The sequence below is a fragment of the Luteimonas yanweni genome (assembly GCF_039548475.1).
GTDB lineage: Bacteria > Pseudomonadota > Gammaproteobacteria > Xanthomonadales > Xanthomonadaceae > Luteimonas.
Genome location: NZ_JBCLVC010000002.1, coordinates 79,917 through 92,256 on the forward strand (window position 1 = coordinate 79,917; position 12,340 = coordinate 92,256).

Annotated in this window: 11 protein-coding genes; 2 read left to right on the forward strand and 9 right to left on the reverse strand. The window is 70.3% G+C overall.

The window, feature by feature from the left end; genetic code table 11:
- Positions 1-1,326, forward strand: a complete 1,326-nt coding sequence (locus tag WCE39_RS00440; RefSeq protein WP_343274739.1) for a hypothetical protein — start codon at positions 1-3, stop codon at positions 1,324-1,326.
- Positions 1,323-2,093 carry an acyltransferase gene (locus WCE39_RS00445; RefSeq protein WP_343274740.1) on the forward strand — a complete coding sequence of 257 codons (771 nt, stop codon included), beginning with the start codon at positions 1,323-1,325 and terminating at the stop codon, positions 2,091-2,093. The genes WCE39_RS00440 and WCE39_RS00445 overlap by 4 nt, the downstream gene beginning before the upstream one ends.
- Positions 2,094-2,100: 7 nt before the next feature.
- Here the strand turns inward: WCE39_RS00445 and WCE39_RS00450 are convergent, their stop codons facing one another.
- From WCE39_RS00450 to WCE39_RS00490, 9 genes are all read right to left on the reverse strand, one after another.
- Complete coding sequence (locus WCE39_RS00450; RefSeq protein ID WP_343274741.1) at positions 2,101-3,303, reverse strand: pyridoxal-dependent decarboxylase, exosortase A system-associated; 1,203 nt, start codon at positions 3,301-3,303, stop codon at positions 2,101-2,103.
- Positions 3,304-3,326: 23 nt separating this feature from the next.
- Positions 3,327-4,544, reverse strand: coding sequence for a glycosyltransferase family 4 protein (locus WCE39_RS00455; protein WP_343274742.1), 1,218 nt, complete (start codon positions 4,542-4,544; stop codon positions 3,327-3,329).
- A gap of 4 nt (positions 4,545-4,548) precedes the next feature.
- Positions 4,549-5,766 carry a GNAT family N-acetyltransferase gene (locus WCE39_RS00460; RefSeq protein WP_343274743.1) on the reverse strand — a complete coding sequence of 406 codons (1,218 nt, stop codon included), beginning with the start codon at positions 5,764-5,766 and terminating at the stop codon, positions 4,549-4,551.
- Between the two features lie 9 nt (positions 5,767-5,775).
- Entirely contained in the window at positions 5,776-6,687 is a 912-nt protein-coding gene (locus WCE39_RS00465; RefSeq protein ID WP_343274744.1) for a hypothetical protein, read from the reverse strand.
- A gap of 173 nt (positions 6,688-6,860) precedes the next feature.
- Entirely contained in the window at positions 6,861-7,853 is a 993-nt protein-coding gene (nadE, locus tag WCE39_RS00470) for an NAD(+) synthase (RefSeq protein WP_343274745.1), read from the reverse strand.
- Positions 7,850-9,364 carry a class I adenylate-forming enzyme family protein gene (locus tag WCE39_RS00475; RefSeq protein ID WP_343274746.1) on the reverse strand — a complete coding sequence of 505 codons (1,515 nt, stop codon included), beginning with the start codon at positions 9,362-9,364 and terminating at the stop codon, positions 7,850-7,852. The genes nadE and WCE39_RS00475 overlap by 4 nt, the downstream gene beginning before the upstream one ends.
- Entirely contained in the window at positions 9,361-9,618 is a 258-nt protein-coding gene (locus tag WCE39_RS00480; protein ID WP_343274747.1) for an acyl carrier protein, read from the reverse strand. The genes WCE39_RS00475 and WCE39_RS00480 overlap by 4 nt, the downstream gene beginning before the upstream one ends.
- A gap of 115 nt (positions 9,619-9,733) precedes the next feature.
- Entirely contained in the window at positions 9,734-10,945 is a 1,212-nt protein-coding gene (locus tag WCE39_RS00485) for a glycosyltransferase (RefSeq protein WP_343274748.1), read from the reverse strand.
- Complete coding sequence (locus WCE39_RS00490; protein ID WP_343274749.1) at positions 10,942-12,333, reverse strand: O-antigen ligase family protein; 1,392 nt, start codon at positions 12,331-12,333, stop codon at positions 10,942-10,944. Before WCE39_RS00490 ends, WCE39_RS00485 begins: the two co-directional genes overlap by 4 nt.
- Positions 12,334-12,340 lie beyond the last annotated feature (7 nt).

The window sequence follows — 12,340 nt, forward strand, 5'->3', positions numbered from 1 at the left end:
ATGGGAACGTCCAGCATCCGGGTTTCGCTGATCGCCGCCGCGGTCGCGGCGACGGTGTCGCTCGCCGCGCCGCCCTCCGCGCGGGCGGCCCGCGTCGACTACGTCGTCGACGCGGGCGTCGAGCACGATGACAACGTCAGGGTGGCCGCCGTCGATGCCGACGCCCAGCGGATCCTGCGCGCGGGCCTGGGGTTCCTGGTGACCCAGGAAGGCTCCGCGCTGCAGGCCGTGGTGGCCGGCCGCGCCGACTACCGGGAATTCGACAGCGGCATCGACGACGGCGTCGAGGGCATGCTTTCGGCCTACATCAACTGGGTCGCGATCCCCGACCGCCTGAGCTTCACGGCCCAGGACGAACTCGAGCTCCAGGCGATCGACCGCTTCGCCACCGACTCGCCCGACAACCGGCAGCAGGTCAATGTGTTTTCGGTGGGGCCGAACATCCTGTTCGACGTCGGGCGCACGCTGCAGGGCCGGGTGGAGGCACGCTACATCGACTCCGATGCCGAGGTCACGGACGAGTTCAATTCGAACCGCGCCAGCATCGCCCTGCGCTTGACCAAGAGCCTTGATGAAGGCAGCGACCTGGGCTTCAACGCGCAGTGGGCCGACATCGACTACGACAACGACCTTGCCGCGCGCGACCACGAGCGCGCCGACGTCTATGCCAGTTTCGTGCGCACCCGGGCCAGCATCGATTACGCGATCGATGCCGGCTACTCGCGGCTCGACTACAAGGACGGCGACCGGCGCGACGGGCCGCTGCTGCGCGTCGAGGCCGGCTGGCACCCGAGCGAACGCAGCCGCCTGTCGCTGATGCTGTTGAACCAGTTCTCCGACGCGGCCGACGCCGCGCTGTTCGACGGTGCCTCCGGCAGGCCCGAAGCCTCGGTGCCCGGGAGCATGCTGGTCGACGGCCGCACGGTCATCCCCTCGGCCTACCGCGAGCGACGCCTGGCACTCGCCTGGGACCATGCCGGCGAACGCGTCGGCTGGCGCATCGAACCCTACGTGCAGCGCCTGCGGTACATGGATGCACTCGCTCCGGACGAAGAAGCACGCGGCATCTGGGCCGGCGTGGACTACCGCATCAGCCCCACGATCACGCTCTCGGGCTGGGCCGATGCCGATCGGACCGAGTACCGGTCGCTCGGCGCCAGCGACGACACCCGCCGCGGCGGACTCGCGATCGAGAAGCGCTGGACGCCGCACTGGAGCACCTCGCTCAGCTATTACCGCTACGAGCGCGACAGCGGGGTGTTCGACAACGAAATACGACAGAACATCTGGTACCTCTGGATGTCGTACCGGAACCGGCCGCTGTGAGCACGCTGGCCGCCGTGCGCCACTGGGCGCGGACGTCGCCCCATCCCGCCGCCGCCGCCGCTCGGCGGACGCGCGGCGCGGCCCGCGGACTGACGCTGCCGGCGCCGCGCATCCTGGTCCTTCCCTACCTCTGGCTGTTCCTGGGCGTGCGCGGGCTGCTGTTCTTCCTGCGCCGCGTCTTCGTGGCCGAGCCGCTGTTCAAGGCCTACTGCAGCCGCGTCGGCCGCGGCGTGACCACCGGCGTCCACGTGCCATGGGTCCAGGGTGCGGGCGACCTCGTGGTCGGCGACCACGTCCGCATCAGCGGGAAGATCTCGATCAGCTACGCCGCGAGCTTCACCAGCCGGCCGCGCCTGGAAATCGGCGACCACTCCGACATCGCCCACGACACGCGTTTCGTCGTCGGGCGCGAGATCCGACTGGGCCGCCACGTGCAGGTCGCCGGCGGAGTGACCTTCAGGGATTCAGGCGGCCATCCCACCGATCCCGAGCGCCGCCGCCTCGGCAGCGCCCCGGATCCCGGCGACGTCAAGCCGGTGGTGGTCCATGACCATGCCTGGATCGGCTCGGGCGTGCTGGTGATGCCCGGCACCGAGATCGGCGAAGGCGCGATCGTGTCCGCGCATTCGGTGGTCTCGGGAAAGGTCGCGCCCTACAGCATCGTCGCCGGGAATCCGGCGCGGCGCATCGGCATGGTCGAGCACCCCGGCGCCGCCGCGGCTGCCACCACCACCACGGACGCGGCCCCGGCCATCGCAGCCGCCTGATCCGGTCTCAGACCAGCGCCTCGGCGGCGTCGGGATGCCCGAGGAAGTCACGCGGGCTGGCGCTGCGACCATAGGCACCGGACTGGAACACCACCACCAGGTCGCCCGGTTCCGCGACGCCCAGTTCCATGCGGTCGCCAAGCAGGTCCAGCGGCGTGCACAGCGGGCCGACCACGCTCGCGGTCTCGACGGCGCCTGGGCGGCCGTTGACCGCGACCGGGTAATTGCGGCGCATGACCTGCCCGAAGTTGCCCGATGCCGCCAGGTGGTGGTGCATGCCGCCGTCGACCACCAGGAACACCTGGCCGCGCGAGACCTTGCGATCGACCACGCGCGACACGTACAGGCCCGCATCGCCCACCAGGTAGCGGCCCAGCTCGATCGCCAGGTGCGCACCCGGCGCATCGTCGCGAAGGCGCGCGGCCAGCCGGGCCAGGTTTTCAGCCACCGGCCCCACGTCCAGCGCCGACTCGTTCACGGCGTAGGGGATCCCGAAGCCGCCGCCGAGGTTCAGGCTGCGCAGCGGCGCCGGCAGCAGTCCGGCCCACTCCATGGCCAGGTCATAGCTGCGCGACTGCGCCTCGACGATGGCCGCGTGGCGCAGGTTCTGAGAGCCGGCGAACATGTGGAAGCCCTCGAAGGCCAGCCCCGCGGCGGCGATCGCTCGCAGCGCGGCGGGAACCTCTTCGGCATCGATTCCGAACTGCCGCGCACCGCCGGTCATCTTCATGCCCGAGGCCTTGAGTTCGAACGGCAGGTTGACACGCAGCGCCACGCGCGCAGGCGTGCCGGTGGCGGCGGCGGCCCGCGCCAGGATGTCGATCTCGCGGAAGGACTCGATGTTCACCAGCACCCCGGCCGCCTGCGCCTGCGCGAGCTCGGCGTCGGACTTGCCGGGGCCCGCGAAGGACACGTGCACGGGATCCGCGCCGGCATCCAGGGCCACGCGGAGCTCGCCGGCCGATGCGACGTCGATCCCGTCGGCCAGGCGCGCCATGTGGCCGACCAGCGCCGGCATCGGGTTGGCCTTCATCGCGTAGTGCAGGCGGATGGTGTCCGGCAGGACCGCGCGCAGGCCGCGCATCCTGTCCGCGATGCGCGCGCGGTCATAGAGATAGCAGGGCGTGCGGCCGACTTCGGCCACCACCCGCGACAGCGGCCGGCCGCCAACCATCAGTTCGCCGGCGGCATCGACCGGCCAGGAAGGCATGCCCGGTCGGGCGAGCTCGTTGTTCAAGTCGTACGGTCCCGTGTGGCCTGCAGGCGGTGGTGGAACTCCACCAGCTGCAGGATGTTGTTTCGCCACTGATGGCGTTCGGCAACGCGTCGGCGGGCATTGCCGCCCACGCGCGCGAGGTCCTCCGGCGCGCGGCTGCGCGCGATGACGGCGTCGACCGCGGCGTCGAGGTTCCCTGCCGGGAACATCCAGCCGGTCGCGCCCTCTTCAAGCACCTCGCGGATCGGCTCGAAGTCCGGGGCCACCGGGGGCACGGCGCAGGCCATGAACTCGAACAGCTTCACCGGCGAAGTGTAGTCGCCGGCACTGGGCAGAATTGCCATGTCCATCGCCGACAGCAGCCCGGGCACCTCGTCGTGGGCGACGCGGCCGGTCAGCACGACCTGCCGCGAGAGCCCGCGCTCCTCCACGAAGGCGCGCAACGCAGGATACGTCGCGCCATCGCCGACCAGCAGCAATTTAAGGCCGGGCGCCGATGCAAGGCGACCGGCGATCCGGTGCACGAAGGCATCGATCGCATGCCAGGGCACGAATGCACCGAGATAGCCGCAGACCACGCTGCCGTCCAGCCCCAGGCGCGCGCGCGCGTGCGCGCGCTGCTCAGTGGTGAACGAGAACTTGGCGATATCGGCCGCGTTCGGCGTGACGATCGCCGGCGCCATGTCCGGATGCGCCGCCCGCGCACGGTCGCGGAACACGCTGGACACGAAGACCAGGCCGTCGGCGTCGCGGAAGGCGCGGCGTTCGATCGCCATGGCCAGGCGGCGCAGCGACAGCGGGCGCACGCGCTCGACGATGGCCGAGTCGTTGACCTCCAGGATGATCGGTACGCCGCGGCGTCGCGCCAGCCAGATCGTCGCGTACATGAACAGCGAATAGCGTTCGTAGATGAAGTCGACGTCGGGGTTGCGCCGGAGCCAGCCGTGCACGCGCCAGCCGGCCACCAGGTTGTAGGCGAGTTCGGCGAGCTCGAACACCGGCTCGGGCAACCCGGTGACCAGCTTCATCCATGGCCGGGCCTGTCGCGTCGGCGACATCGCCCCGGGCGAGGCATAGGGATCCGCACCGGGCAGCGAGACCACGTCCACGTCCACGCCTTCCCGGCGCAGCGCGTCGGTGATGCCGCGGATATGCACGCCCTCGACCGCCTTGCCCTGGGTGCGATGGTGATACAGCACCTTGCGCACGCTTGCCGCCGCGTTGACCGTGTCCATGGCCTCAGGCCTCCTCTGTGGATGGCGTGGATGGCATCATCGCCAGCGCGTCGCCGAGGGGAACCCCGAGGGTCCCGCGCTGTGCGAGCCCGGCGCCGATGCGTTCGGCCGTCGCGCGCACGCCCGAGTGACGCACGTCGATCGAATGCAGCATGAGTTCCGTGCTCGCCAGCCTGCGCTTGTATTCCTGGTCGCCGGCGAGGAAGTCGAAGACCGCATCGCCGGCCGCTGCCGCCTGCTCGACCACCGCGTACAGCGATGCGATGCCCGGCCGGTCATGTCGCCGCAGCAGGCCGTAGTTCATTCCCGCGTTGTAGTAGTAGACCTTGCCCTGCCAGCCGAGGTTGTAGAGATAGCCGACCAGCGCATCGCCGGCGGTCACGCGCACCATGCGCGCGAAGCCCTCGCCGCTTGAACGCTCGATCAGCGCACGGTGGAAGCGGCGGAAGAACGGGCTGGCGAAGCAGCCGCCCGCCCCGCGTGACTGCCAGTGCTGCGTGTGGAGCTGCTCGAAGGCCTCCAGCCAGTCCAGCGCGACGCGCGTGTCCGGCGCCGTTTCTGCACGCAGCGGCCCCAGGGACTCGTAGGCGCGCAAGGTCTGTCGCAGCGAGCCGCGCGCCTTTCGGCCCAGGACTTCCAGATAGCCACCCGGCGCTTCGCGCACCGCCTGGAGGTCGACCTGGTAGCAGGGCCGCGAGCGCACGCTGGTCGCCTGCATGCCCTGCGGCAGCGCCGCGGCGATGGCCTCGCCCTGCGCCGAGGTCGAGATGCGCAGCCGGCGCCAGTCGCGCGGCATCAGGCCCAGCGCATCGAACAGCGCGCGCCAGGCGGCCTGCAGGCAACCGGGCCCGGCCAGCAGGCCTGCGTATTCGATCGTGATTTCGTCGATCTCCGCATCCCCGGTCTCCTGGAGATGCCACGAACGCCGACCCAGCCAGCGCGCGCTTCCCTGCGCCGGAACATCCACCAGCAGCGCCAGGGCGGCCACGCCACGGCCGTCGTATGCGCGAAATACCATGGGCCGGATCCCGGCGGGCAGATGCTCCAGCCAGATGGACACCCAGTGCCAGCTTGCGAACGGCGAGCACTCGACAGCCTCCTGCAGCACGATCCAGTCCGCCGCGAGATCCGGGCACTGGTCCAGCGGCAGCAGTTCGCCACGCAAGGTGGTGTCCTGGTTCCGGGACTCCGGCATCGATGCCTCCCGGATGGCTTCACTCATCGGCATCGTTCAACCGTCCTGGTCGATATAGGTCAGGTGGGGCGGCGGCGGATCCGCAGCCAGTCCGGGATCGATCCAGCGCACGACCACCTGCTGCTCTCCGCGAGGCCGGAAGCCGCACGCGCGCCATGGCGCGGCTGCGCCGGCCCCGACGGCCGCTCGCAGACCGACCGCTGCGTGACCCTGTCGCCTCGCCTCGCGCAGTAGCACGCGCAGCGACGCGGGCGAAATTCCGTCGCATGCATCCATCGACCAGAAATCGTGCACATCGAGGATATGGGGCCACAGCGGCTCCACGCCGCAGGCGAACCATGCCTGCACGCGTCCTGCGTCGTCCTCCACCAGCAGGTAGCGGATGCGCATGCCCACGCCCTGGTCGAAACGCCAGCGCAACATCGTCTCGTCCCGCACCGCGGTAAGCGCCGGATGCTCGCGTGCGCCCGCCCATACCTCGTTCATCGCCGGGTCCAGGCAGTCGACCCAGCGTGCACGCAATCGCGGACCCGCCAGCCCACGCCAGGCAGCCGCGATCGCGTCGCAGCCATCCACCACGAGGCCCGCCACGCGCGCCGGCGTCGCCAGCAGGCGCGGCAGGCGACGCGCCAGGTAGTGCCCGTAGCGGACGATACGCACGCTCCGCTCCATGCCGGCCAGAGGACGAAGCCCTGCCCGCCTGAGCGCTGCGCTGGCACCTTGGCTCGCGTTGGGAATTCCGTAGACGAGATCGAAGCGATGTTCGGCGGCTGCGAGGACGGACTCGAGCAGCATCAACGCCGGTCCGAGCGAGCGGTGGCGGGGATGGATCGCGAGATGCGACAGCACGCCGGCCCGAAGTTCGCGGCCACCGGCGCGCATCCTGCGCGGGGCCAGGGCAAGCAGGCCGACGATGCCATCGTCCACGTGCTCGACAAAGCGGAACACGGGCGATCCGAAGGGCGAATGCAGGCACATGGCGTCGTAACGCGCACCCAGCAGGGCGTCATCATCGCCAAGGCTGCCGCGCCAAGCGACGATTGCCGCCGCGCGGGGGTCGCCGATCCCATGGTGGCCGTCGCAGATCCTGTAGGCGGGAACCACGGGCATCGACTCCAGGTTCAAGCCGCCACCTCCTCCAGCGCCCGCGCCTCGCGCAGGACCAGCGGACGCTCGTGCAGGTAGCGCGTCGTGCGCCGCTTGTTCTCGATGTCGGCATAGACCGCGGCTGCCTGCCCGGTGCCGATGCCCAGCGCGCGCCCGAGCTCTTCCGCCGGGCGGTCGTGTTCCAGCGCCCAGAGCGACAGGTCCATCTCGCGATACGGCAGCGCGAAATAGAACTCGTCCTGGCCCTGCGCGAGGCTGTAGGTGTCGGTGGTCGGGATGGCCGCGCAGACGCGTTCGGGCAGCCCGAGGTGACGCGCCATCGCATAGACCTGGGTCTTGTACAGGTGCGCGATCGGCTTGACGTCAGCCGAGCCGTCGCCGTTCTTGACGAAGAAGCCCTGGTCGTATTCCAGCCGGTTCGGCGTGCCCACCACGGCGTAGTTGAGGCGGTCGGCGTGGTAGTACTCGATGGTCTTGCGGATGCGCTGCTTGTAGTTGGTGGCGGCGACGATCTGCAGGTATTCCGAGAGCCCGAGCACGCAGTCGTGGCGGCCGCCGGCGGGGTCTTCGGCGACCAGGCGGAACACGTTGATCCGCCCCTGCGTGCCGCCGTCGATGATGATCTTGAAGCGCCAGCCTTCGCCGTAGTCCGGCAGCGCGCGGCGCACCGCGGCGTCGCGCTCGCGATAGCAGCCGATGGCCTCGAGCGCCGGCGCGATGTCGACGGTCTCCACGCGGATCCCCAGGTGCGATGCGAGAACCCCGGCTCGCCCTGCGCTGTCGTCCGAGGAATCGCGCTCAGGCAGGATCAGCCCGACGACGCGCTCGGGGCCGAGTGCGCGCACGGCAAGGGCCGCGCAGCACGAGGAATCGATGCCACCGGATATCGCGACCACCAGGCCACGACGATGCAGGCGCCTGGCCGTGCTTTCGCGCAGCCAGGCGGCGATCCTGTCGGCCTCCGCCTCCAGGTCCATGTCCAGGACGCCATAGTCCAGTTCACTCACGGTGTCGCCTCCATGTTCTCCGGCCGGGCCAGGCTGGCGCGCCTGACCTTGCCGGATGCGGTGCGCGGCAGCGCGGACACGAAGTCGACGCGGCGCGGGATCTTGTAAGGGGCCAACCGGCCGCGGCAGTGGGCGCGGATGGCGTTCTCGCACAGGTCCGGGTCACGCCTGACCACCCACGCATTGACCACCTGGCCCAGGACCTCGTCAGGAACGCCCACCACCGCGACTTCGGCGATGCCGGGGTGCTCGAGCAGCGCTTCCTCCACGTCCAGCGGATGCACGCGATGCGCGCCGGTCTTGATCATGTCGCTGCGGCGACCGGCCAGGAACAGGTAGCCCTCGGCGTCCATGCGGCCGATGTCGCCGGTGCGCAGCCATCCGTCGCGCAGGACCAGCGCGCTCGCGGCCGGGTCGCGCCAGTAACCGCGCATGATGCCGGGGCCGGCGGCCCAGACCTCGCCTTCGACGCCCGCGGGCACCGCGTTCCCGGCTTCGTCGCGGACCTGCAGGTGGACGTCGCGGATCGGGCGCCCGGCCGAACCGGGCTTGTCGTCCAGGCGGGACGGCGGCACCGAGGCCAGGCGCGCGGTGGCCTCGGTCTGGCCGTACATGATGTGCAGGCGTACTCGGGGCAGGAGTTCGCGCAGGCGCCGGGCCAGGGCCAGCGTCATCGCCCCGCCGGCCTGGGTCAGGTAGCGAAGGCGCGGCAGCGTGCAGCCTTCCAGCGCGCGCCGCTCGAGCAGCAGGGCGAAGGTCGAGGGCACGCCGGAAAACCCGGTGGCCCCTTCCTTCGCAAGCGTTGCGGCCACCAGGTGCGGGAACACCAGGTTGGGTTCAAGCACCACGTGTGCGCCGGCGGCAAGGTGCGTGTGCAGCACCGAGGCGCCATACGAGTAATAGAACGGCAGGACGCTCACCGTGCAGTCGTCCGCGACCAGGCCGAGGTCCGCGACCACGGCGTCGACGTTGGCCACGACATTGGCGTGGGAAAGGGTCACGCCCTTCGGCGCACCGGTGGTGCCCGAGGTGTACATGATCATCGCCAGGTCGCCGGCGGCACCTGCCCCCGCCTGCGCCTTCGCCGGCGCAGGCTCATCCGGCCAGGCCGCGTCGCTGCGTGGACCCAGCAGCATCCGGCGACCCGGCGCAACCGTGGCCTCGAGCGCCACCTCCGCTTCCGCATCGCCCGACACGGCCAGCACGAACGCCGGCTCGCAGTGCGCAAGCCATGCCGCCAGCTCGCGCCTGCTGGCCTGCGCGTTGAGCGGCACCACCACGGCACCGGCAAGCCAGGCCCCATAGCAGGCCACCACCGCCTCGTAGCGGTTGGGCAATACCAGCGCCACGCGGTCCCCGGGAACAACGCCGCGGGTCCGCAGCAGCGAGGCGAAGCGCAGCGCCGATGCCGCAAGCGCGGCATAGTCCGCCCGGCATTCCCCGTCGCCGATGGCAGCTGCCGATGGCCTGCGTGCCGAGGTGGCCAGCAGGCGGTCGGCAAGCGTGGTCACTGCACGCCGCCCGCCGCCTTGCGGCCAAGGAAGGTGCTGATGCTGTCGATGCTGTCGAAATTGGCCGGCACCATTTCTTCCGGGCTCACCCGGATGTCGTAGGCCGACTCGAGGAACTCGATCAATTCCAGGATCCCCGTCGAGTCGACGATGCCGCCCCGGATCAGCGAGGTGTCGTCGGCAACGGCGCCGCTGTCGTCGGTGAACAGGAAATTGCTCAGGATGAACGGCTTGATGGTCGCCTTGTAATCCATTGCGTTTCGCGCGCCTCTGCTGGGTGACGGGCTCCGTGCGGCACGCCCGTGCACGCCGGATCTCCCCGTGTCGACATGGAAGACGTAAATTCCGCTGGGTACCGGACGACAGTACTCAGTACAGGCCGGCGTGATGACGCTGGCCCTGGCGCGCGTGCGCGCGTGCCGCAAGCACGTCGGTGCAGGCCGCGAGCGTTTCACGCGCCACGTCGTCCCAGCTCCGCGCCATCGCGCGCGCGATCGATGCGTGGTCCCAGGTCCGGGCCAGGGCATCGCCCAGCGCTTCCCCGAGGCGCGCGGGGTCGCGCGCCGGCACCAGGATCCCCGAACCCGCTGAAACGATCTCCCCCGAGCCACCGACGTCGGTGGCGACCACGGGGCAGCCGCAGGCCAGCGCTTCCACCAGCACGTTCGGATACCCCTCAGACCAGCTGGGCAGGGTGAGCACGTCGGAGGCCGCGATCCACTCCGCGACTTCCGCGGGCTCTACTCCACCGGCCATCCGCACGCGATCGGACAGCCCGCTGGCCGCCACCATGCCGGCCAGCCGCTCGCGCATGACGCCGTCGCCCACCAGGACAAGCATGGCGTCCGGATCGCCGGCGTGGACCGCGGCAAACGCTTCGAGCAGCTCGTTCATGCCCTTGGACTCGATCAGCCGGCCGACGTAGGCCACGAGCTTCGCCCCTGGCTCGACGCCAAGTCTGCGGCGCGCCGCCTGGCGGTCGCGCGGCTGGAACACCGCGGTGTCGACGCCGTTGACGATCGTGCGGACCTTGCCCGCATCCACGCCGTAGTCTTCGATCACGGCCCGGCGCATCGCCTGGCTCACGGCCAGGACCGCGTCTGCGGCGTGCAGCGTCCTCCGGGTCAGCCATGCGGCCATGCCCGAACGCATGTGGACGTCCGAGCCGCGCGCACCGACGACGCAGGGCACGCCAAGCGCCCGGGCCGCGTGCAGCGCAGCGTTGCCGTCCGGGTATACCCAGTAGCCCAGCACGATGTCCGGCGCGAACCGACGCAGCCGCGGCGTCAGCGCGCGGCCGCCCACGTAGCCGTTGCTCGCGCGCGACAGGCCTGGAAAGCCGGGATAGGTATAGGGCTCGAGTTCGATGCCCTCGAGCGAGTACCGGGGATCCACCGTGCCGCCGAGGAACGTCCGCGGCGCCAGCCCCGGCAGGCGCGGGTGACGGACCTGGGGGAAATACACGCGCACGTCGGCGAGCCGCGACAGCGAACGCGCGGTTTCATGGATGTAGCGCCCGCGCGAGAGGTCGTGCGGAACCGGGAGGTTGGGCGTGACCAGCGCGATCCTCGGTGCGGTCACGACATCACCAGCAGGAGCCTGAGCAGCACGTAGAAGCCCGCCGCGGTCAGGCTGGCCAGCAGCACCCATCGGATCATGTCGCCACCGAGCCGGAAGGCGGGCACGGCCGGGAAGCGTTCCCGCACCGCGGTGGAATGCGCCACCACCACCGCCGCCAGCAGGTAGAGCAGGATGATGTAGCTGCGGCTGAGGAAGAAGGCGGTCGACGCGAAGCCCACCAAAGAAACCAGCAGCGTCGTCGCGACCGCGCGGTCGCGTCGCCATTGCTCGACCAGGGCCAGCTCCAGGGTGGCATCGAACGCAGGTGCCGACGCTTCGCTTTCGCTTTCGCCTTCGTCTTCGCCTTCGCGCCCGCGTCCTGCCGGGTCATCGTCATCCCAGGCCCACTGCTGCCCGGGGTAGCTCCCCTGCGGCGCCTGGCGCAGGATCCGCACCATCATCCAGAAGCAGTAGCCGATGAAGGCGAACCACAGCCCGAAACCGATGATCCCGTTTTCGGCCAGGACCAGCACCAGCGAGTTGTGCGCGGTGAGATGGTGGTAATTGGTGAAGTTTCCGGTGCCGACCCCGTACAGCGGACTGCCGATGAACATCTGGATGCCTTCGTACCAGGCCTCCACCCGGCCCGAGGCCGAGCGTTCCGCGACGTCGAGCTCGTTCAGCCGCGAAGGCAGCAGGCGCATCATCACCAGGCCGGCCGCGGCCACGGCAAGCGCACTTGCCGGCCCGCGGCGGAGCCACAGGAAGGCACCCAGCATCGCCGCGACGGCCAGCATCCCGCCGCGCGAGTTGGTGAGATAGATGCCATAGAGCAGGAGCCCGGCCACGCCCAGCCACAGCAGCCGGCGCACGCCCAGCAGCCCGCCGCGCGCGGCCAGGAACAGGGCCATCGGCAGGCAGATCACGAACAGCATCGCGAGGTCGTTGGGATCGCTGAAGATCCCCAGGTACTGGATGCGGCCGTCGTCCACCAGCGGCATTCCGGTCCAGCCGACGCCGGTCGATTTCTGGTCGACGCCGTGGATCGCCATCAGCGCGGCGCTGCCCGTGAATACCACCATCGCCCAGGTCATGCGCGCCGGCGTGGTGGTGGAGTTCGCCAGCACCACGAAGGCCACCAGGCTGGGGGCAAACAGGGTGAAATGTTCCACCGCCCCGCCCACCCATCCGTTGAGCGCGATCGACAGCGAGGTCATCAGCACGAACACCGGCAGGATCAGGTACTGCGGCTCATCGAAGCGCTTCTCGCGCGAGCCCAGCCATGCCAGCAGGGCGCAGACCAGGGCGATCGGCAGCAGCGGGATGCCTGCTCCCGCCATCTGCGGATACTCCTGCGGGCGCACAAGCACCAGCAGCAGGTAAACGGTGACGAACAGGAAGGCGGGCATCAGCGGG

What these genes read in the sequence shown, in the direction of transcription:
- WCE39_RS00480 (WP_343274747.1), bottom strand. Translation starts at nt 9,618, where the DNA reads ATGGATTACAAGGCGACCATCAAGCCGTTCATCCTGAGCAATTTCCTG.
- WCE39_RS00450 (WP_343274741.1), bottom strand. Translation starts at nt 3,303, where the DNA reads ATGCCTTCCTGGCCGGTCGATGCCGCCGGCGAACTGATGGTTGGCGGC.
- WCE39_RS00490 (WP_343274749.1), bottom strand. Translation starts at nt 12,333, where the DNA reads ATGCCCGCCTTCCTGTTCGTCACCGTTTACCTGCTGCTGGTGCTTGTG.
- WCE39_RS00440 (WP_343274739.1), top strand. Translation starts at nt 1, where the DNA reads ATGGGAACGTCCAGCATCCGGGTTTCGCTGATCGCCGCCGCGGTCGCG.
- WCE39_RS00460 (WP_343274743.1), bottom strand. Translation starts at nt 5,766, where the DNA reads ATGAGTGAAGCCATCCGGGAGGCATCGATGCCGGAGTCCCGGAACCAG.
- WCE39_RS00455 (WP_343274742.1), bottom strand. Translation starts at nt 4,544, where the DNA reads ATGGACACGGTCAACGCGGCGGCAAGCGTGCGCAAGGTGCTGTATCAC.